Below are 19698 nucleotides of genomic sequence, written 5' to 3'. Positions count from 1 at the left end.
TAAGAAAAAGCCCCGGTAATTTCGGGGCTTAGTATTTAGGCTGCTACTGGTGCAGCTACGGCTTCTGCTGGTGCTGGTGGTCGCTTATTGAGAGCTCTTTGAATCTTTGCTTTTTCTTTAGGCTTAGTGCTTGAGTCAAGCAATTTGCTGAGTTGAGCAACGTTAAGCGGACCCAATTTGGCTTTACCAGTTTTGCTAACCATGGGGTCGTTTTTTCTATTTCTTTGATTTTGGCCAACAGCCATATATTTTCCTAGAGTCTTGGAATGATGAACCTCTGAGATTGCTCAGTAGACTCCCCTATCTAGGGCGCGGAATAGTGATCACAAATCAGAATAACAGTTAACTGGATCAGGCGCTATGATTGGGGGGCCATTAGCCCTTTTAATGAACTCCGATGAATGTTCCAAATCTAATTTTTGCCGCCATCATGGGTGGACTCATGTCCTTGAGCATTACTTTAGCCACAACCTTTGTGCTGGTGGGTATTGCACAGGATTTCATTTGGGTATGGCTAGAGGCATGGTCAGTCGCCTATCCCATTGCGATTATTTGTATTTTGATTTATCGGCCATTTGCAAGCAAACTTACTGCAAGTTTGGTGAAGAAGCTTGAGAGATAGGGTTCGAATGATGCATCTTAAATATGTTTTGTTACTGAGCATCATTGGCTTAACTGCCTGTGCAGCGGTTTATACCGATGCATCAGACTCTAATCATGTCACTTTTTTAAATAGTGACGACGAATCTATTGCGTCGCTTACACCAAAAGCCAATGCGTATTGCGCGCAATATGGCAAGACCGCATCTTTTAGGAAGAGTGATACTCAGTTGGTGGCGGTATTTGATTGCAATTGGCCACAATCAAGCACACGCTAGATTTAGCCAGCGAGGTCTGACTGATAGATAAGGCCCGCATGCTCTCTTAGCGCATGGAATTGAATAGATTCCCAGCGCTGTTGAGCAACATCCAGCTCGGATTTATGGCTAGCAAGAAATACCGACGCTCCCACAACATCTTCTGCCATGCGGTGAATGTTTTCTTGTATGAACTTTTTGAGTGCTACAGGATCGTCCGAGCTTACCCAGCGAGCTAGGTTATAGCGAGCAGGTAGCAACCGAACTTCCGCACCATACTCCGTTTGCAGGCGATGACTCACCACTTCAAACTGTAACTGTCCAAATGCTCCTAGTAACATGGTGCCACCAGTCATGGGGCGGAATACCTGAATCGCACCCTCTTCACCAAGTTGCATTAAGCCTGTGCGCAATTGTTTGGAGCGCAATGGATCGGCAGACTCGACCATACGGAAAATTTCTGGGGCAAAAAATGGCAAGCCCGTGAATTGCAATTGCTCACCTTCGGTGAGCGTATCGCCCAATCTCAGAAGGCCATGGTTTGGTAATCCAATAATGTCACCTGGAAAGGCCTCATCTAGAATGTCGCGTCTTTGCGACAAGAAGGACAATGCATTATTGGTACGTACCTCTTTGCCGTTACGGCAAATCTTGAGCTTCATGCCGCGCTGAAAATGTCCAGAGCAAATACGCAAGAAGGCAACGCGATCTCGATGCGCAGGATCCATGTTTGCTTGAATCTTAAAGACCACTGCAGTGAATTTATTTTCAGCTGGACTTACTTCACGTTGTAGCGCTTTGCGTGAGCCTGGCGATGGCGCAAGCTCTACTAAAGTATTCAGAATTTCACGCACACCAAAATTATTAATGGCTGAGCCAAAGAATACTGGCGACTGACGGCCTGCTAAAAAGGCTTCCCGATCAAATGCTGGCATGGCATTTTTAATTAGGTCCACCTCGGCAAGTGCAGTTTCAAGATCAGCACCTAGGCGCTCCCTCAGTGCGGGATCATTGATATCAACAATCGCATGAGAATCTTCGGTTACACGATCTTCGCCAGCTTTGAACATGCGCATTTGAGAATTGGCAATATCAATCACGCCGGCAAATGATTTCCCCATGCCTACTGGCCAAGTAAAAGGAACCACTTCAATGCCAAGTGCGGTTTCAATCTCATCCATGAGTTCCATGGGTGGCTTTACTTCACGATCCATTTTATTAATGAAAGTGACAATTGGTGTGTTGCGTGCGCGACAGACTTCAAGCAAGCGCAAGGTCTGCGACTCAACACCATTCGCGGCATCAATCACCATCAGTGCAGAATCTACGGCAGTTAATACGCGATAGGTATCTTCAGAAAAGTCTTGGTGACCTGGGGTATCTAAAAGATTAATAATGCAGTCACGATATTCCATCTGCATGACCGAGCTCGCAACCGAGATACCGCGCTGTTTCTCAATCTCCATCCAGTCGGAGGTTGCGTGGCGACTTGCCTTACGAGCCTTCACGCTACCGGCAATTTGAATGGCCCCCGCGTATAGCAAGAGTTTTTCGGTAAGCGTGGTCTTACCAGCATCTGGGTGAGAAATGATGGCAAAGCTACGGCGTCTTAAAACTTCTGCGCCGGGAGTGCTGGAGGTGATGGTATCGATGGTAATTCTGCGCTTAATCTAATTGACAGAATTATAAGCGGGTGGAGCTTCTTAGAATTGCTCTTCAGGCCTTACAAATCGCCATTTCCCAGGGGGGAGTGCGCCTAGGGAAATTCTGCCCATGCGCACGCGCTTAAGACCCAAAACTCTCAAGCCCACCATTTCGCACATACGACGAATTTGACGCTTGCGACCCTCTCGTAGGACAAAGCGAAGCTGATCTTCGTTTTGCCAGCTGACTTGGGCTGGCTTCAAAACAACGCCATCTAATTCCAGGCCATGTTTTAGGCGATCTAGATCCTCAAAAGAGAGGGCGCCCTCCACTCGGACTAAATACTCCTTCTCAATCGGACTGTTTTCGCCAATGAGGAGTTTTGCAATGCGGCCATCTTGGGTTAAAACTAGCATGCCAGTGGAATCGATATCAAGGCGACCGGCAGGCGCTAAACCGCGGGTATTAAAGCGCGGGTTGCGGCCCTTATCCAGCGGGCTAGCAAAGTAATTATCTGGAGTAATGAGAGAGGCAGCGGGTTGATACTCTTGCTCGTCATCGAAGTGAGAGATAAAGCCGACTGGCTTGTTGAGAATGACTGTAATCCGGGATGCTTGCTGCGCTTTGGCGCCAGACTGGAGTTCAATCTTCTGATGACGAAAGGCTCGAGAGCCCAGCTCATTGACTACTTCACCATCGACGGTCACCAAACCTTGTTCAATATAAGAGTCAGCTTCGCGTCGGGAGCATAGGCCTAGCTCAGAGAGCAGCTTGGATACACGTATTTTTTCTTCCATGACTACATTATCGGGCAAGCTGCCAATTTATTCTGTTTGGCCGAGGGTATTATTGGGATTTGGCGCCTTATTCGGACTGCGTCATCTATTAAGCAAAGGAAATTAAATTGATACCCACACTAAAAAAGCCCCCAATTTACAAAATCCTTTACTTTCAGGTGCTTGTAGCTGTCGTAGTAGGCGTATTGCTCGGCCACCTATATCCGTCCTTGGGCGTAGATATGAAGCCATTTGGTGATGCTTTTATCAAGGGCATCAAGATGCTCATTGCCCCGATTATCTTTTGTACTGTTGTATTGGGTATTGCAGGTATGGAGGACATGAAGAAGGTGGGCAAGACTGGTGGCTTAGCTCTTCTCTATTTTGAGGTTGTGAGCACTATCGCCCTCATAGTGGGCTTAGTTGTGGTGAATGTGCTGCAGCCAGGCGCCGGCATGAATATTGACCCTGCGTCTTTAGATACCAAGGGAATCGCTGCCTACACTGGTCCAGGCAAGATGGCCACAACCACTGAGTTCTTGCTCAACATCATTCCCAATACAGTAGTTGACGCTTTTGCAAAAGGAGAAATTTTGCAGGTGCTTTTTATTGCCGTGTTGTTTGGGTTTGCATTGCATAAGTTCGGCGGCAGAGGAACCATGGTGTTTGACTTGATCGAAAAGACCTCACATGTTCTTTTTGACATTATTGGCATCGTCATGAAATTTGCTCCAATTGGCGCCTTTGGCGCAATGGCATTCACGATCGGTAAGTATGGAGTGGGCTCTCTATTTTCTTTAGGAAAATTGATGGGCGCGTTTTATATCACTTGCTTACTTTTTGTCTTTATTGTCCTCGGGACCATTGCGCGCTTAAATGGCTTTAGCATTTTCAAGTTTGTGCGATATATAAAAGAAGAACTCTTAATTGTTTTGGGAACATCCTCATCGGAGTCGGTTTTGCCGCGCATGATGGAAAAAATGGAATTGCTTGGCGCGAAAAAAAGCTGTGTCGGCTTAATTATTCCAACGGGTTACTCATTTAATCTGGATGGCACTTCAATTTACTTAACAATGGCAGCCGTTTTTATTGCTCAGGCGACGGACACGCCAATGACTATTACTCAGCAGGTTACTTTGTTGCTAGTCTTACTTCTGACCTCGAAGGGGGCTGCTGGAATCACTGGTAGCGGCTTTATCGTCTTGGCGGCAACTTTGTCTGCAGTAGGAAATGTGCCTGTTGCGGGCCTGGCGATTATTTTGGGCATCGACCGCTTTATGTCTGAAGCTCGCGCCCTTACTAATTTAGTTGGTAATGGCGTGGCGACCATTGTGGTGGCGCGCTGGACCGGTGAGTTAAATCAGGAGCAATTAACGGCCGCACTGAATCGCGATAGCTGGATTGAGGCTCAGGAGCCAGAAGTAATTCTGGATCAGAAGCAAGACAAAATGCATTAATTGCTACCTAGATCAGAGCAATGATCTAGGTTCTGACAATATGGACGCTGCAAGGGGCTTCTTCGACAATTTTTGTCATAGAGGTTCGCCATGGCGTTACTTTATTTGGCAGCTTGTGGGATGCGCCAATGAGGATAAGTGAAGCGTCGTTATCTTTGGCAAATTCCACAATTCGAGTGGCTGGATCTAGCGCTTCTAGTACGTGATATGAAATCCGTTCTGGCGGTAACTTCAAGGGCTTAGCCCATTCCATCAGCTGCACGAGATGTCCTCGGACAATGCCACTAGCAGTTTCACTCTCTTGATTGCCCTCAAAAGTCGGAGTGCTCGCAATAGTACTAATACATACAAGACGACTTTCAGGATAGGCCTGTAATAAATTCTTCGCGGTTATTTGCATACGCTCACGCAAGTCTGCATCAGATTGTCGTGTATCAATCGCCGCAATCATTAATGGCGCATCGTAATTTCCGATGCTAGGGCGCGGACTTGGGGAGGGTTCGTAACCTGCCGCACGGAACATGCGCTTCAGGTTTTCCCAAAAGCTTAGTGGGTCGACTCGGTCTGCGCGTTCGGTCAGAGTGACGCTCTCATGATCACGCAAGACTTGACGTAGACGAGTAGCGCTTTGATAGCGGTCGGCTGCGCGTGGCTCTAGACAACGCAAAACAATTTCTTGTAACCAGCGTGGGATCTCTTTGCGGATGGCGCGCGGAGGAAATGCTTGAGCCCACATTCTTTTTCGCAGACCACTCATAGACTGTGGATTACCAAAGGGAAGTTCGCCCGTTAGCAACTCATACAGAATGACGCCAATAGAAAAGATATCGCTACGATAATCCGAGCGAATTCCAGTCACCTGCTCTGGTGAAATATAGGGTGCTGAGCCAATTCCCTTGCGCATTTCTTCGGCGAGCAAGTCAGGGAAACGTGCGTGATGCGATAAGCCAAAATCAATTAAAGTAAGCTTGCCTTCATCATCAATCAGAATATTTTCTGGCTTAATGTCTAAATGAATGGCATCTTGTGCGTGCAAGGATTGCACTGCTTGCGCTAAGTCAGCGCCAATCTTTACTACCTCATCAATTGTAAAAACTTTACCTTCTTTGATGAAGTCCTCAAGTGGCCGCCCTGCCACGCGCTCCATTGCGATGTAGGGGCGTGTCGCCATATTGCCAGAGCCAAGATACTTAGGAACATATGGGCTCTTGAGTGAACGCAGAATAGTGAGCTCGGTCTCAAAGCCAATAAGACTTTCCACAGGCTGATCGCGGCCTACCCTAGGAATCTTTAAGAGAATAGGAACATCAATTCCCTCTTTGGTTGCAGAGTACAGGCTGGCCATACCACCACGATGAACTTCTGTTCCCAATACAAATCCATCAACTACTTTACCTTCTTGGAAAATCTCATCAACAGCTTCAATATCAGTATTCATCGACATGGATAAATTATTTGCCTGTGATGAGGCGGTTGGCTAGATCTTCCGGTAATCCTGCGCGACGTACTTTAGCCGCTGCCGTAAATTGATCATAGGGGGTGCGATGAAAAGTAAGTACTTCAATTTCTGGTTCAAAAACCGCAAAGCAAGCTTCTGGATTGCCATCTCGTGGCTGCCCAAGTGAGCCAACCACGCCAACCCACTGACGATGATGCATTACTGGAACCCCGTCACCTGGGTGGGGTGCAAAGCGAATCAATTTACCGACGGCACTTTGATAGAAAAGCGCTTGCTCATGAGAATGACCAACAAAAGTGTATGTCTTGCCAGAATTTTGTACACAACGCCAAGCACTCATGCTATCGGTGATGTAATTCCAGTCTGCGGGATTGTGGGCTGATGCGTGAACAAAACATATCGCATCCTCTTGAACCATTAATGGCAGATCTTTTAGAAACTGCACTTGAGTTGAGTTGAGTTGAGTTTTAGTCCACTCGATTGCTGCGTTTGCGCTCGCATTCATTTGATTGCTGTGGTCTTCAAAAACCGCTTGATCATGATTGCCTAAAACTGCAATCGCTTTCTTATTGGCAACCATCTCACCAATGCGATCAATCAGAGCACCAGGATCGGCGTTATAGCCAACAATATCCCCTAAGAAAACCATGCGAGTAACGCCCAGCTCTTTGGCCTGCTCCATGCAAGCATCAAAAGCTTCCAAATTGCTATGTAGATCGGCAAATAGCCCAATACGTTCAATCATTCTTTAATGATAGGACAAAAGCGCTTACAGAAGAAGGGTTAATAGGGCCCAGTTTCATTAAATGGCCTATTTTTAAAGCGCTTATGAACCCAATAGTATTCAGCTGGTCTGAGCCTGATTTCTTGTTCAAAAATTTGGTTTAAACGTGCTGTATCTGCCTCTGGATTTTCGGTTGGAAAATTCTCAAGCGGCTTACTAATAGTGCAAATATAGCCAGACTCATTCTTTTTAAGGGTCGTGATCATCATGCAGACTTGCGCCCCAGTGATTTTGGCAAGGCGAGATACGGCTGTGATCGTATTGGTTTGAATATTAAAAAAAGGAACGAAGGTGGAATCCTTGAGGCCTAAATCAATATCTGGCGCAATGATAATAAAGCTCCCCCTACGGATTTCTCTAATGAGCTCAAGCGAGTTTCCCTGGCGATCAATAGAATTTCCACCAAAGCGATTGCGCCACTCAATGATTTTTCTATTGAAGAAGGGGTTTTTCATTCTTTGAAAAAAACCAGAGGTGCGAGGCCAGCCTTTATCGTTAGCGAGCGCGCTCAAAATAATGCTACCTTCAATGCCAATGAAGTGCATATTCACCAAGATACGGGGCTGCCTATCACTCAGGTCGACTTCTGATCTGACTTCAATCATATCGCTGAGCTGTTTTTTACTGCCGAGCCAAATAATACTTTTCTCTACTAAGCTACGTCCGAGTAATCGCCAATGCTCTTTCCTGAGTTGATTAATTTCTTGCGCACTAAGTTCGGGGAAGCACAGTTCTAAGTTTTTCTGAACTACGCGATTACGGTCGTTAGGAATATGAGCCGCTAGATAGCCTAAGCCATATCCAATAGAAACCAAAGCTCTATAAGGAAGCGATGCTAAAAATCTAAGGAGTGCTACCCCAGAATAGTTTGAAAGGTTTTTAAGCAAAACTAAACTGATTCGGCGTCGTAGCGAGATAAAGATTTGGCGTAGCGCATATTCATTTCTTCAGTTGAGCTAATGGACATGCCTAAATCATTCACCAGTCCAGTCTCAAGGCGATAAGCCCAACCATGCACCGTTAGATCTTGTCCTCTCGCCCATGCATCTTGCACAATAGTAGTCTCGCAAACATTCACTACCTGCTCGATAACATTGAGTTCGCACAAGCGATCTTGTCGTTTTGGGGTGGGGATGAGATCGCCAAGATAGCGCTCATGCTTTTGATGCACATCCTTAACGTGACGCAACCAATTGTCGGCAAGTCCAACGCGTTTATCGGCTAGGGCAGCATGCACACCAGAGCAGCCATAATGACCCACCACTAATATGTGTTTGACCTTTAAGAGATCGATTGCAAACTGAATGACGGATAAGCAGTTCAGGTCCGTGTGAACTACGACGTTGGCAACATTGCGATGCACAAAGAGTTCGCCTGGCAAGAGATTGACAATGTCATTTGCAGGTACACGGCTATCTGAGCAGCCAATCCAAAGATATTCAGGAGCTTGCTGCGAAACTAGGCGCTTAAAAAAATCAGCATCCTTAGCAATCATAGCCTCCGCCCATTTGCGATTATTGGCAAATAGCTGGTCTAAGGCGTTGGAGTTCTTCATAATCATGTTTTGAGTTTAAAGTACTTTAATGATGCCTATTTGGTTAAAACAAACCCCCGCCGGCATTGTTCTTAATTTGCACTGCCAGCCAGGCGCAAAGCTGACCAAGATAGTTGGCCTTCACGACGGCTGCCTCAAGATATCCCTTCAGGCCCCGGCCCTAGAAAACAGGGCGAATGAGATGCTGCTGTCTTGGCTTTCAAAGCGCTTAAGAGTGCCGCAAAAACAAATTCAGCTCTTATCGGGGCAAAGCAGCCGGGTAAAGCGGGTAGAAATCTGGGGCTCAATCACCCCAGAGCAGATTATTGAGGCACTAAGTCCCTAAGGCTTACCAGAATATCGCCCACAAAATCCCTAAAATCAGAACCCACTTTCCAATGTAATAAACGCTGCGATGTTTTGCTTTGAGCTTTTTTGCCTGCGCTCTCAGATGATAAAAGTATTTAAAGAGAATATTTACAAATCCCACCTTCTCCCCTTCAACATTCTGGGAGGCGGCAGCGCTCATGACATAGCGCCCAAACCAGCGATTTAATAATTGCACCAATTTAGTGTGAACTGGTCGCTCCACATCGCAAAATAAGACGATGCGCTGGTGATCGGTTTCATTGGCTGCGTAGTGAATGTAAGTTTCATCAAACATCACTGGCTCGCCATCTTTCCAGAAATAGCGCTCCCCATCCACATCAATAAAGCATTTAGGATCGTTTGGGGTGACTAGCCCAATGTGATAGCGTAGCGAGCCTGCATAGGGGTCGCGATGCCTTACTAGCGTTGCCCCAGGGGGTAGTGAGGCAAACATCGCTGCCTTGATCGAGGGTATTGATTTGAGAAGGGCAACAGTTTTGGGGCAATGCAGTTGTGCGGATGGAATTTCTTTGCCATACCAATAGAGATGAAAGCGCTTCCAGCCTGTCCGAAAAAAGGAGTTAAATCCAATATCGTTGTAGCCTGTAGCTACTGCAATGGCACCGTCTGCATTTAAAGCGAGCGCTTCATCACGGATAATCTGCCAATGATCCTGAAGGGGTTTCATCTCTGGAAAGTCTGCAACTGGAATAAATGCCCCAGCCTTGGTTTTCGAGAATAGGTAGAGCAGGCAATTAACTGGCGCTAAAAGTACTTGGTAGTCTGTTAATGAGCGCACTAAGCCAAAACGCACCTTTCCTCTGAAGTAGACATAAATAGCCGAGACAACAAAGATCAAAAAAATGGCGTGACGTAGTTCCATAGGATTTACCAATTAGCGTTAATACTAGTATTTTAATTTGTATGGGGCGCCATTTCATCCCTATTTTTGTAATGAATATGCTCAAATGTTGGTAGAGGTCAAAACAGGCCGCGGGAAATGCGCCTAATTAGGGCTGCAAAGATGATTTGTTAAGGAAAACCACATGAATAGATTCGTAAAATGGCTTGTAAGCCTTATATTGATTGGCTTAGCCGGTTTAGCGGCTTATACCTGGATTATGCTCAATTGGAGTTATGGTAGTGGTGAGCGTGCTGGGTATGTCCAGAAGTTTTCAAATCGAGGTTATGTGTGTAAAACCTGGGAAGGTGAACTAGCTATGGTTTCTATGCCTGGAACCATGTCAGAAAAATTCCTCTTTACGGTTCGTGAAGATGCTGTGGCGCAAAAAATTAATGCTAATTTGGGTAAAAAGGTTGCCCTTAAATATGATCAGCACATCGGATTGCCTACAAGCTGTTTTGGCGATACCGAGTATTTTGTATCAGATGTGACAGTTCTAGAAGAGTAAAAAAGCGGTAATAAAAAAAATTGCTGTGACGCAGCTTTATTTTTGTAATTTTTTGTGGTTAAAATCATGTAAGCGCACTGTGCGCTGACATCAATATCTATAAGGAGCTTCACTTGAACAAAGCAGAACTAATCGCAGCGATTGCTGACGACGCTGAGATCTCAAAAGCCAAAGCTGAATTTGCATTGAATTCTGCTATTGAGCAAATCATTAAAGCTGTTACTAAAGGCGACTCAGTACAACTGATCGGTTTCGGTACTTTTGCTTCTGGTAAGCGCGCTGCACGTATGGGTCGTAACCCAAAAACTGGCGAGCCACTCAAAATTGCTGCTGCTAAAACTGTTAAGTTTTCTGCTGGTAAAGCATTTAAAGATTCAGTTAACAAGCGTAAGAAGTAATTCTTGCTTTGTTGATGAAAAAGCCCGGCATGCCGGGCTTTTTTGTTTCAAGAGATAGCGCAATGCGCCGTCGCAGTGATGCGAATTTTTAGCTTTGTACCAAACGTCGATGGCGATGAATACTCATCAAAATGCCAGCACCAAATCCCAGGGTCACTAGGGCAGTGCCTCCATAACTAATAAAGGGGAGCGGAACACCCACAACAGGTAATAGACCGCTTACCATGCCGATATTGACGAATGCGTAGGTAAAGAAAATCAGCGTAACGGATGCGCCAAGTAGACGTGTAAATAGATTGGGTGCGCTGGCAGAGATTGCTAGGCCTCGTTTAATTAAAGCGAAGAAAAGTGCCAACAAGACTAAGTTACCCAGTAAGCCAAATTCTTCAGAAAAAACAGCGAAGACAAAGTCAGTATGTTTTTCTGGAATAAATTCAAGATGCGCTTGTGTACCCTGAAACCAACCCTTGCCGAAAAATCCACCAGAGCCAATGGCGATCATTGACTGAATTGTGTGGAAACCTTTTCCTAGAGGGTCGCTACTTGGGTCGAGTAAGGTGCACACGCGATGTTTCTGATAATCATGTACGAGTGGCCACACAATGTCGTGTGCACAAATGGTTGAGCCAAAAATAATAATCAAGATGATGCCAAAGGCACCAATGCCAACAAATGGAAGAATCCATTTCCAGGGCAGTCCTGCGAGGATGATGACATACATGCCAGCAGCAAAAACGAGGAGCGCAGTACCTAGATCTGGTTGGCGTGCAATCAACAATACTGGAATGCCAAGAATAATTGCAGCCACCCCATAGTCCCAAGTTTTTTGTATGCCCTCGCGTTTTTGAAAGTACCAGGCCAACATCAGCGGCATAGCAATCTTCATTATCTCCGATGGTTGAATCACCACCCCAAGATTGAGCCAACGACGTGCGCCTTTTTTAATTAGGCCAAAAGCAGCAACCGCAACAAGTAGTGCAATGCCAAAACCGTATACCCAAACAGCTGCCATCTCTAACCACTTTGGTGGAATGCGAGAGACTATCCACATCACCACAAAAGATAGAGCGAGATTACGAAGCTCATCTTCAAAGCGAACGGGGGTGTTTTGGCTCGCGGATAAGAATGTCACAAAGCCAACAGTCGCTAAGCCAAGCAGAATAAGGCCAAGCTGGCGATCAAGCCCACTGAAAATACTCAGAAATATTTTCTTTGCTTTGCTTATGGCGCTCTTTTCCATTCAGGAATCTCCTTGGGCCATTTACCTTCAAGATAAAAATCTAGCGCTTTTCTGGCAATCGGTGCCGCATACTGCGCACCAAATCCAGCATTCTCAACAACCATGGCGATCACGATAGTCGGTTTTTCTGCAGGTGCAAAAGCAATATATAAAGCATGGTCACGTAAAAATTCCGCAGTTGCACCATGCTTATATTCTTTTGAATTCAAACTAAATACTTGTGCCGTTCCTGTCTTGCCACCAACTTGATAACCCGTACCTTTAAAAACAGAGGCAGAGGTTCCCGAATTATTTACCTCCACCATGGCCTTCTTGATGACCTCAATATTTTCTGGAACAAGATCAATGCGATAACTTTCTTTGGGTGTAGTGAGGGTACGATTTCTTGTGAAAGGATCTTCAATCGCTTTTACTAGATGCGGCTTCATCACAATTCCGTTATTTGCCATATTCGCCATAGCGTGCGCTAACTGCAAAATAGTGAATGCGTTATAGCCTTGACCAATACCAAGGGAAATCGTTTCACCCTCGTACCATTTTTGCTGCTCTGGTTTTTTGAAAGTGTTTTTCTTCCATTCAGTAGAGGGTAATACGCCTTTAGATTCACCCTGCAAATCAATGCCGGTAATTTGCCCGAAACCAAATGGCTTCATAAAGTCATGCATCATGTTCACGCCCATATCGCGTGCCAGCATGTAGTAGTAAGTGTCACAAGATTCGACGATAGACTTTTGCATATCTACAATGCCGTGCCCACCTTTTTTATCGTCGCGGAAAGTGTGATTTCCAAAATCAAAATATCCAGGATCAGAAATGGTTTGTGAGGGTGTACGCTTTTTATTTTCTAAAGCAGCAAGTGCCATAAAGGGTTTGTATGTTGATCCCGGCGGGTAGATTCCCTTAAGCGGGCGATTGTAGAGTGGCTTTTGTGGAGAGTCATTCAACTCTTTCCAAGTCACTGAATCAATGCCCTCTACAAAATCATTTGGATTAAAGTTGGGCTTAGAGACAAAGGCCAAAATATCGCCGGTCTCAGGCTCAATTGCTACAAATGCGCCGCGGAAATTACCGTAGAGCTGTTCAACTAAGTACTGCAGTTTGATATCAACTGATAGCACTATATTTTTTCCAGGCACTGAAGGTGAGCTAGAGAGCGTGCGTACTGGTTTGCCGCCCGCTGTAATTTCTACTTGATCGTATCCCGGCACTCCACGAAGAACCGTTTCATAACTTTGCTCTAGACCAATCTTGCCGACATACTGAATACCTGGCAAAAAAGAAGTCTGTAGTGCATCTGGATCATCCGCTTTGGAGCTCTCAATTTCTGCCTGCATTTTCTCTTTATCTCTTTGAGAAACGCGCCCGATATAGCCAATTAAATGGGAGGCTAACTCGTTGTAGGGGTACTCGCGAAAGCTGCGGGCACGGATCTCCACCCCCGGAAAACGATAGCGGTTGGCCATAAATCGGGCTGTTTCAGCCTCAGTGAGCATCGATCTAAGGGGAAAAGTGCCCATTTTTCGAGAATCTTCCAGAGAACGCTTGAAATTTCGGCGGTCTCTTGGAGAAATCAGCACAATTTGAGAGAGCTCATCGATGAGCTCATCAACATTGCCTTTAACTTCTTCAGCATTCACGTCCAAGGTCAATGCGGAATAGTTTCTGCCAATCACGATGCCATTGCGATCTATGAGAAGACCGCGATTAGCAGGCGCTGGCACTAGGGCAATTCGGTTGTTTTCAGCCAATAGGGCGTATTTGCCGTGGCTTACGAGCTGTAACCACACCAATCTCGTAATTAATAATAAAAAGCAAAAGGTGACAAACAAGGTCGCAATATGGATGCGTTCTTGAAACGAGTCGAGATCTGGTTTTTTAAATGAAACCATACTGCTCTTTAAATTGGACGATTGTGATCAACGTCAATGGGGCGACGTTGAGGTGACAACAAGATTCGCGTTGCCAGAGGCCACAGCATTGCCTCAATCAGGGCTTGAATGGCGCCAGTCAAGGCCCACCAATGTACCTCACCACTTAATAACCAATGAGCCAATACTGGAAATAAAGAAACCAATAAAAAGATTGGCAGCAGATGGAGGGCTTGCGTTAATACTGACAAGGCGATGATTCGGCGATGCCAGGAGATGGCGAGGTAAGCCACCAAGGAGTAGCTAAAAGCATGCAGGCCCAATAAGTCAGAGTTATGGACATCCATTAACAGACCAAGAGTGAAGGCGATGATTACGCCAACATAGCGATGCTGGTGGATATTCCAGAACACAATGCAAATGATGAGCCAGTCAGGAACCCAGCCGTAATTACCAATGGGCAACAGGTTGAGTAGTAGTGCGCAAAATAGGCTGAAATAAATAAAGACCGGATTTACCGGGCGCAGGATGTAGCCGCTTTGAAAATCGATCATTGCATTCCTCGCGCACGAGTTTGGCGGCGGCCCGGTGTATTTGTCAGTGACGTGCCGGGTTTGCTAGTGGCGGTAGAGGCTTTGGCATCCCATTGTGGGTCATAGAGCAGTGCCAAGGCTTGGCGATAGCGGTTGACTGGCGCAACCGGTACGCAAAATACATTGGAAGAATTTTTGTCGGCATTACGTTCTATGCGGCTAATCACGGCCACCGCAAAGCCAGGCGGGTAAACACCATCAATGCCCGAGGTAATCAGTACATCACCCACTTCTAAGTCGCTGGCTACGGGAAGGTAGCGAAGCTCAAGCGGGTTGCCACGTCCCGCACCAAATACTGCTGCCCTCAAGCCATTACGAGCAACTTGCACGGGCACTGCAAAGTCACGATCTTCTAATAAAGATACCTCTGCAGAGTGATCGTAAATACGCACTACTTGACCTAAGATGCCGGAATCATTTGCAATGGGATTACCTAGCTTTAGACCATCATCGCTGCCGCGATTAATCACAATGCGCTGAGAGATTGGATTGGGTGGGTTAAATAAAATTTCTACTGGCAGGGTTTTGAATGGAACATGCTTTTGCAAATCCATCAGCTGACGCAGGTTTTGGTTTTCTACCAGAAGAAATTCAGATTGGTTAGCAAGCAAAGAGAGCTCTGCTTGGCGCGCTTTCATTTCTTGATTTTCTTTGTCAAGCGTTCCACGACTAGTGAAATATTCTGAGGTCGCTTCATACGCATTGCGCGGCATCATCATCACATACTCTAGTGGGCGCAATAACCAGTTGACGTTATTACGAATAGGATCAAGCGCTTTAAAGCGAAAATCGATCAACATCAATGCGATGCTGATCGATAGACAGACAATCAGTTTGACTAAAGCCGGAATGCCTTGTCTGAAAAGAGGAGGAGCGCTATGTTGCAATTCCCTAATCGACGCTTAAGTCAATTACTCTTGTGAGAACACGCCACCCAGCTTGTCCATGCGCTCTAAGGCAATGCCGCAACCACGAGCGACGCAAGTGAGGGGATCTTCTGCAACATGAATTGGCAGACCAGTTTCTTCAAGGAGCAGGCGATCGAGGTCGCGCAATAGTGCGCCGCCACCGGTCAACATCATGCCGCGTTCGGCGATGTCAGATGCAAGCTCAGGAGGAATTTGTTCCAATGCTGCTTTAACTGCTGTCACGATTTGATTCAATGGATCAGTCAAGGCCTCGAGCACTTCATTACTTGTAACAGTGAAGCTACGTGGAATACCTTCAGAAAGATTGCGACCCTTTACTTCCATCTCACGCACTTCTTGCCCTGGGAATGCAGACCCAATAGTTTTCTTAATTAACTCGGCAGTTTGCTCGCCGATCAACATGCCGTAGTTACGACGAATGTAGTTTGTGATTGCTTCGTCAAACTTATCGCCGCCAACACGAACAGAGCCTTTGTAAACCATACCGCCCAATGACATCACACCAACTTCAGTTGTGCCGCCACCAATGTCGACAACCATCGAGCCAGCCGCTTCGGAAACTGGCAGACCTGCACCAATTGCTGCAGCCATTGGTTCTTCGATCAGAAATACCTGTGATGCGCCTGCACCCAAGGCGGATTCGCGAATTGCGCGACGCTCAACTTGGGTGGAGCCGCAAGGAACGCAAATAATGATGCGTGGGCTTGGCTTCAATAGCTTGCTCTCGTGCACCAGTTTGATGAATTGCTTGAGCATTTGCTCGGTAATGGTGAAATCGGCAATAACACCGTCTTTCATAGGGCGAATCGCCTCAATATTCCCAGGAACGCGCCCCAACATCGCTTTTGCTTCTTTTCCAACGGCCAAAATGGTTTTTTTGCCATTTGGACCACCTTCAGTGCGAATTGCCACAACTGACGGTTCATCAAGCACAATACCCCGTTCACGCATGTAAATTAAGGTGTTGGCGGTACCCAGGTCGATGGCCAGGTCATTGGAAAAGTAGGTGCGGAAAAAACCAAACATGATGTAGTGGGAAAATAAGTAAGTGTTAAAAAATATATATAGGAATGATACTCTAGCGCCCCATGAAACTTGATGATGTCCAGCGCATTGCGCACCTTTCCAGTCTTGAGTTAAGTCAAGCAGAAGCCGAGGCAGTTTTGCCCCAATTACAGGCAGTTTTTGCCTTAGTTGAGGAGATGCAGGCCGTCGACACAAGCGGTCTTGCCCCCTTGGCTCACCCCATACTCTTTTTGCGTGATTTGGCACAACCTTTGCGTAGCGATGTGGTTACCGAAACCGACCACCGAGCCGAAAACATGCAATCCGCCCCTGCTGTGCAGGATGGTTACTTCTTAGTGCCGCGGGTGATCGAATGAGCTGGCACCAAACCCCCATCGCCCTAATGGCCAAGGCATTGGCTGCAAAAGAGGTCTCCAGCACAGAGCTAACCAAGTACTTTTTGGATCGTATTGAAGCTGGAAAACGCTGGAATGCATACCTTGATGTAAGTGCTCGCTTAAGTTTAGAGCAAGCAGCTAAAGCGGATGCGATATTATCATCCGGTAAGGGTGGAAAATTGACGGGTATTCCAGTTGCCCATAAAGATGTCTTTGTGACGCGTGGCTGGAAGTCGACCGCCGCGTCCAAAATGCTCGAAGGCTACCTCAGCCCATTTGATGCTGCAGTAGTGTCGAATCTCGGAATTCCAGACGAACTTAATCCCAATGGTGCCGGCATGGTTTGCCTTGGCAAAACCAATATGGATGAGTTTGCGATGGGCTCCTCTAATGAGAATTCAGCATATGGCCCAGTCCTCAATCCCTGGAATTCAGAATATGTTGCTGGCGGCTCATCTGGCGGCTCTGCAGCGGCAGTAGCTGCAGGATTAGCTCCAATTGCAACAGGCACCGATACTGGCGGCTCTATCCGTCAGCCAGCCGCTTTTTGTGGGCTGACTGGAATCAAGCCAAGTTACGGGCGCGTATCTCGCTATGGGATGATCGCCTATGCATCCTCTTTGGATCAGGCTGGCCCAATGGGCAAGACTGCCGAAGATTGCGCCCTGTTGCTAACGGCAATGTCTTCCCATGATCCGCGGGACTCTACCTCTCTGGCTGATTCTGGTGAGGATTATGGTCGCTATCTCACGCAAAATTGGAAAGAGGGTAGCTCCAATTCAGCAAAACCATTAGAGGGCTTGCGCGTTGGGCTGCCAAAAGAATTCTTTGCCGAAGGCCTCGCAGAAGAAGTGGCTAACGCAGTCAACGCTGCAGCAAAAGCATTACAAGATTTGGGTGCAGAGTTGCTAGAAGTTAGTCTGCCAAAAACTAAGCTATCCATTCCGGTGTATTACGTGTTGGCTCCAGCCGAAGCCTCAAGTAATTTGAGTCGCTTTGATGGGGTGCGTTACGGGCACCGCGCAAATGAATACCGCGATTTATCAGACATGTATAAGAAATCACGTACCGAAGGATTTGGTGCGGAAGTCAAGCGCAGGATCTTGGTTGGCACCTATGTGCTTTGTCATGGTTATTACGACGCTTATTATTTGCAGGCTCAAAAAATTCGTCGCATCATTGCGGCCGACTTCCAGGCGGCATTTGAAAAGTGCGATGTGATCTTGGGGCCTGTCGCACCTGATGTTGCATGGCGCTTAGGTGAAAAATCAAAAGATCCAGTGCAAATGTATCTAGAAGATATTTACACGCTCTCCACGAATTTAGCGGGACTACCGGCGATGAGTGTTCCTTGTGGATTTAATTCAAACAAATTGCCTATCGGTATGCAGCTCATTGGTAATTACTTTTCTGAAGCGCGCTTACTTCAAGTGGCGCATCAATATCAGCAAAATAGTGACTGGCATCTGCGTCAAGCAAGCGAGGTGGCATGATGCAATGGGAAATCGTTATTGGTCTTGAGACCCACGCGCAATTACAAACACAATCGAAAATTTTTAGTGGTGCAAGTACGCGCTTTGGAGCAGGTCCAAATACCCAAGCATGTGCGGTCGATTTGGCTTTGCCTGGTGTTTTGCCCGTGCTAAATCGTCAGGCGGTTGAGCATGCCATTCGTTTTGGATTGGCGGTGGGCGCGAAGATTTCACCGGCGAGCATTTTTGCACGCAAGAATTATTTCTATCCTGACCTGCCGAAGGGATATCAGATCAGCCAGATGGAGCTCCCCGTAGTCGTTGGAGGGCAGCTAGAGATCTTGGTCGGCGATCAAGTTATGGTGGTTGAGCTCACGCGCGCCCATATGGAAGAGGATGCAGGGAAGTCAGTACACGAAGAGGGCTTTCTGGGTCCGCACGGCGAAGCATCCAGTGGTATCGACTTAAATCGTGCGGGCACACCATTGCTAGAAATTGTGACTGAGCCAGTGATGCGTAGCGCTGCTGAAGCAGTAGCTTACGCGAAAACACTTCATACCCTAGTGGTCTGGCTCGGAGTCTGTGATGGCAACATGCAAGAGGGCTCTTTCCGTTGCGATGCCAACGTGTCTGTTCGCCCGCTTGGTCAAAAAGAATTCGGTACACGTTGCGAGATTAAAAACTTGAACTCCTTCCGCTTTTTGGAAGAGGCGATTCAATACGAAGTGCGCAGGCAAATTGAGCTGATTGAAGACGGCGGCACAGTCATTCAAGAAACTCGCTTATATGATCCTGATCGTCAAGAAACTCGTAGCATGCGCAGCAAAGAGGATGCAAACGACTATCGCTATTTTCCTGATCCGGATTTGTTACCAGTTGTGATTGACGATGCATGGATTGCCGATGTACGCAGCAAGATGCCAGCGTTGCCGGCGCAACTTCGCGAACAGTGGCAAGGCGAATTTGGCTTAAGCGCCTACGATACGCAATTGCTCACGCAAGATCGCGACACTGCAAAAGTATTTGAAGAGCTGCTTGCCATTGTTGGCAAGTCTTTGGCAAAGGCTGCGGCTAACCTGATTGCGGGTGAGCTCGCTTCATCATTAAATCGCGCTGGAATTGCTACTGCAGATGCGCCCTTGAAGGCTGAACATTTAGCGCCGCTATTAACTCGCGTTGCAGATGGCACCATTTCTAATAAGATCGCAAAAGATATCTTTGCGATTTTGTGGGAGGAGGCGATCGCTGGTAAAGCCATTAGCACTGTTGATCAAGTGATTGATGCTAAAGGTTTAAAGCAAATTAGCGATAGTGGTGAGCTAGAGGCCATGATTGATCAGGTATTGGCAGCCAATGAAAAGTCTGTTGAAGAGTTCCGCTCTGGTAAAGAAAAAGCATTCAATGCTTTGGTAGGCCAGATTATGAAAGCCTCCCAAGGCAAAGCCAATCCAGGCCAAGTAAATGAGCTACTGCGTAAAAAGCTGGGCTAATACCAAGTTAATT

The 19698-nt window shown here is 46.7% G+C and carries 22 protein-coding genes; 9 read left to right on the top strand and 13 right to left on the bottom strand.

From position 1 onward, the window contains the following. Positions 1-35: 35 nt before the first annotated feature. Entirely contained in the window at positions 36-245 is a 210-nt protein-coding gene (locus ICN42_RS01960) for a hypothetical protein (protein WP_216250140.1), read from the bottom strand. Between the two features lie 152 nt (positions 246-397). Here ICN42_RS01960 and ICN42_RS01955 point away from each other — a divergent pair, with 152 nt between their 5' ends. Both ICN42_RS01955 and ICN42_RS01950 read left to right on the top strand, forming a co-directional pair. Then, entirely contained in the window at positions 398-622 is a 225-nt protein-coding gene (locus ICN42_RS01955) for a DUF2798 domain-containing protein (RefSeq protein WP_216250137.1), read from the top strand. 7 nt (positions 623-629) lie between these two features. Then, positions 630-878 carry a hypothetical protein gene (locus tag ICN42_RS01950; RefSeq protein WP_216250134.1) on the top strand — a complete coding sequence of 83 codons (249 nt, stop codon included), beginning with the start codon at positions 630-632 and terminating at the stop codon, positions 876-878. A gap of 2 nt (positions 879-880) precedes the next feature. On the opposite strand, the gene ICN42_RS01945 is transcribed toward ICN42_RS01950, so the two are convergent. Then, positions 881-2500: a peptide chain release factor 3 gene (locus tag ICN42_RS01945; protein ID WP_370626012.1), complete on the bottom strand. Its 1620-nt coding sequence runs from the start codon at positions 2498-2500 to the stop codon at positions 881-883. Between the two features lie 60 nt (positions 2501-2560). Next, positions 2561-3298 carry a pseudouridine synthase gene (locus ICN42_RS01940; protein ID WP_216252830.1) on the bottom strand — a complete coding sequence of 246 codons (738 nt, stop codon included), beginning with the start codon at positions 3296-3298 and terminating at the stop codon, positions 2561-2563. Between the two features lie 107 nt (positions 3299-3405). Between ICN42_RS01940 and ICN42_RS01935 the strand changes: the two genes are divergently transcribed. Next, complete coding sequence (locus ICN42_RS01935; protein ID WP_216250133.1) at positions 3406-4734, top strand: dicarboxylate/amino acid:cation symporter; 1329 nt, start codon at positions 3406-3408, stop codon at positions 4732-4734. Positions 4735-4759: 25 nt separating this feature from the next. Here the strand turns inward: ICN42_RS01935 and ICN42_RS01930 are convergent, their stop codons facing one another. From ICN42_RS01930 to can, 4 genes are read right to left on the bottom strand one after another with little or no spacing between them, the layout of a single operon-like run. Continuing rightward, a complete protein-coding gene (locus ICN42_RS01930; RefSeq protein ID WP_216250111.1) occupies positions 4760-6178 on the bottom strand; it encodes a serine/threonine-protein kinase in 1419 nt (472 codons plus the stop codon). 7 nt (positions 6179-6185) lie between these two features. Next, on the bottom strand, positions 6186-6938 hold the full coding sequence (locus ICN42_RS01925) for a metallophosphoesterase (RefSeq protein ID WP_216250096.1): 753 nt from the start codon (positions 6936-6938) through the stop codon (positions 6186-6188). Positions 6939-6976: 38 nt separating this feature from the next. Continuing rightward, positions 6977-7864 carry a lipid A biosynthesis acyltransferase gene (locus ICN42_RS01920; protein ID WP_216250093.1) on the bottom strand — a complete coding sequence of 296 codons (888 nt, stop codon included), beginning with the start codon at positions 7862-7864 and terminating at the stop codon, positions 6977-6979. Between the two features lie 2 nt (positions 7865-7866). Next, positions 7867-8538 (bottom strand): carbonate dehydratase, encoded by a 672-nt coding sequence (gene can / locus ICN42_RS01915; RefSeq protein WP_216250091.1) that lies wholly within the window; start codon positions 8536-8538, stop codon positions 7867-7869. Positions 8539-8563: 25 nt separating this feature from the next. Between can and ICN42_RS01910 the strand changes: the two genes are divergently transcribed. Then, positions 8564-8857: a DUF167 domain-containing protein gene (locus ICN42_RS01910; protein WP_216250090.1), complete on the top strand. Its 294-nt coding sequence runs from the start codon at positions 8564-8566 to the stop codon at positions 8855-8857. Between the two features lie 3 nt (positions 8858-8860). On the opposite strand, the gene ICN42_RS01905 is transcribed toward ICN42_RS01910, so the two are convergent. Further along, entirely contained in the window at positions 8861-9763 is a 903-nt protein-coding gene (locus ICN42_RS01905) for an aspartyl/asparaginyl beta-hydroxylase domain-containing protein (RefSeq protein WP_216250089.1), read from the bottom strand. A 163-nt stretch (positions 9764-9926) separates the two neighbouring features. Here ICN42_RS01905 and ICN42_RS01900 point away from each other — a divergent pair, with 163 nt between their 5' ends. Beyond that, positions 9927-10292: a hypothetical protein gene (locus tag ICN42_RS01900; RefSeq protein WP_216250088.1), complete on the top strand. Its 366-nt coding sequence runs from the start codon at positions 9927-9929 to the stop codon at positions 10290-10292. Positions 10293-10369: 77 nt separating this feature from the next. After that, the gene (locus ICN42_RS01895; RefSeq protein WP_143742185.1) at positions 10370-10690 is read left to right on the top strand and encodes an HU family DNA-binding protein; all 321 of its coding nucleotides are present in this window, start codon (positions 10370-10372) and stop codon (positions 10688-10690) included. A gap of 88 nt (positions 10691-10778) precedes the next feature. On the opposite strand, the gene rodA is transcribed toward ICN42_RS01895, so the two are convergent. The 5 genes from rodA to ICN42_RS01870 are packed head-to-tail and all read right to left on the bottom strand — an operon-like array spanning position 10779 to position 16346. Beyond that, positions 10779-11930, bottom strand: coding sequence for a rod shape-determining protein RodA (gene rodA / locus ICN42_RS01890; RefSeq protein ID WP_216250087.1), 1152 nt, complete (start codon positions 11928-11930; stop codon positions 10779-10781). Continuing rightward, positions 11912-13819, bottom strand: a complete 1908-nt coding sequence (mrdA, locus tag ICN42_RS01885; protein WP_216250086.1) for a penicillin-binding protein 2 — start codon at positions 13817-13819, stop codon at positions 11912-11914. Before mrdA ends, rodA begins: the two co-directional genes overlap by 19 nt. Before the next feature lie 8 nt (positions 13820-13827). Beyond that, positions 13828-14352 (bottom strand): rod shape-determining protein MreD, encoded by a 525-nt coding sequence (mreD, locus tag ICN42_RS01880; RefSeq protein ID WP_216250085.1) that lies wholly within the window; start codon positions 14350-14352, stop codon positions 13828-13830. Continuing rightward, positions 14349-15278, bottom strand: a complete 930-nt coding sequence (gene mreC / locus ICN42_RS01875) for a rod shape-determining protein MreC (protein ID WP_216250083.1) — start codon at positions 15276-15278, stop codon at positions 14349-14351. Before mreC ends, mreD begins: the two co-directional genes overlap by 4 nt. A gap of 24 nt (positions 15279-15302) precedes the next feature. Beyond that, on the bottom strand, positions 15303-16346 hold the full coding sequence (locus ICN42_RS01870) for a rod shape-determining protein (protein WP_216250081.1): 1044 nt from the start codon (positions 16344-16346) through the stop codon (positions 15303-15305). 62 nt (positions 16347-16408) lie between these two features. Here ICN42_RS01870 and gatC point away from each other — a divergent pair, with 62 nt between their 5' ends. The 3 genes from gatC to gatB are packed head-to-tail and all read left to right on the top strand — an operon-like array spanning position 16409 to position 19685. After that, positions 16409-16702, top strand: a complete 294-nt coding sequence (gene gatC / locus ICN42_RS01865; protein WP_216250078.1) for an Asp-tRNA(Asn)/Glu-tRNA(Gln) amidotransferase subunit GatC — start codon at positions 16409-16411, stop codon at positions 16700-16702. Continuing rightward, a complete protein-coding gene (gene gatA, locus ICN42_RS01860; protein WP_216250074.1) occupies positions 16699-18216 on the top strand; it encodes an Asp-tRNA(Asn)/Glu-tRNA(Gln) amidotransferase subunit GatA in 1518 nt (505 codons plus the stop codon). Before gatC ends, gatA begins: the two co-directional genes overlap by 4 nt. Further along, the gene (gene gatB / locus ICN42_RS01855) at positions 18216-19685 is read left to right on the top strand and encodes an Asp-tRNA(Asn)/Glu-tRNA(Gln) amidotransferase subunit GatB (protein ID WP_216252828.1); all 1470 of its coding nucleotides are present in this window, start codon (positions 18216-18218) and stop codon (positions 19683-19685) included. Before gatA ends, gatB begins: the two co-directional genes overlap by 1 nt. The last annotated feature ends 13 nt before the right edge of the window (positions 19686-19698 follow it).

Source organism: Polynucleobacter sp. 71A-WALBACH (genome assembly GCF_018882365.1).
GTDB lineage: Bacteria > Pseudomonadota > Gammaproteobacteria > Burkholderiales > Burkholderiaceae > Polynucleobacter.
Note: the sequence above shows the minus strand (reverse complement) of the source record. Positions and strands in the feature narration are given on the sequence as shown.

What these genes read in the sequence shown, in the direction of transcription:
- ICN42_RS01960 (WP_216250140.1), bottom strand. Translation starts at nt 245, where the DNA reads ATGGCTGTTGGCCAAAATCAAAGAAATAGAAAAAACGACCCCATGGTT.
- ICN42_RS01955 (WP_216250137.1), top strand. Translation starts at nt 398, where the DNA reads ATGAATGTTCCAAATCTAATTTTTGCCGCCATCATGGGTGGACTCATG.
- ICN42_RS01950 (WP_216250134.1), top strand. Translation starts at nt 630, where the DNA reads ATGATGCATCTTAAATATGTTTTGTTACTGAGCATCATTGGCTTAACT.
- ICN42_RS01940 (WP_216252830.1), bottom strand. Translation starts at nt 3,298, where the DNA reads ATGGAAGAAAAAATACGTGTATCCAAGCTGCTCTCTGAGCTAGGCCTA.
- ICN42_RS01930 (WP_216250111.1), bottom strand. Translation starts at nt 6,178, where the DNA reads ATGTCGATGAATACTGATATTGAAGCTGTTGATGAGATTTTCCAAGAA.
- ICN42_RS01925 (WP_216250096.1), bottom strand. Translation starts at nt 6,938, where the DNA reads ATGATTGAACGTATTGGGCTATTTGCCGATCTACATAGCAATTTGGAA.
- can (WP_216250091.1), bottom strand. Translation starts at nt 8,538, where the DNA reads ATGATTATGAAGAACTCCAACGCCTTAGACCAGCTATTTGCCAATAAT.
- ICN42_RS01910 (WP_216250090.1), top strand. Translation starts at nt 8,564, where the DNA reads ATGCCTATTTGGTTAAAACAAACCCCCGCCGGCATTGTTCTTAATTTG.
- ICN42_RS01905 (WP_216250089.1), bottom strand. Translation starts at nt 9,763, where the DNA reads ATGGAACTACGTCACGCCATTTTTTTGATCTTTGTTGTCTCGGCTATT.
- ICN42_RS01900 (WP_216250088.1), top strand. Translation starts at nt 9,927, where the DNA reads ATGAATAGATTCGTAAAATGGCTTGTAAGCCTTATATTGATTGGCTTA.
- rodA (WP_216250087.1), bottom strand. Translation starts at nt 11,930, where the DNA reads ATGGAAAAGAGCGCCATAAGCAAAGCAAAGAAAATATTTCTGAGTATT.
- mrdA (WP_216250086.1), bottom strand. Translation starts at nt 13,819, where the DNA reads ATGGTTTCATTTAAAAAACCAGATCTCGACTCGTTTCAAGAACGCATC.
- mreD (WP_216250085.1), bottom strand. Translation starts at nt 14,352, where the DNA reads ATGATCGATTTTCAAAGCGGCTACATCCTGCGCCCGGTAAATCCGGTC.
- ICN42_RS01870 (WP_216250081.1), bottom strand. Translation starts at nt 16,346, where the DNA reads ATGTTTGGTTTTTTCCGCACCTACTTTTCCAATGACCTGGCCATCGAC.
- gatC (WP_216250078.1), top strand. Translation starts at nt 16,409, where the DNA reads ATGAAACTTGATGATGTCCAGCGCATTGCGCACCTTTCCAGTCTTGAG.
- gatA (WP_216250074.1), top strand. Translation starts at nt 16,699, where the DNA reads ATGAGCTGGCACCAAACCCCCATCGCCCTAATGGCCAAGGCATTGGCT.
- gatB (WP_216252828.1), top strand. Translation starts at nt 18,216, where the DNA reads ATGCAATGGGAAATCGTTATTGGTCTTGAGACCCACGCGCAATTACAA.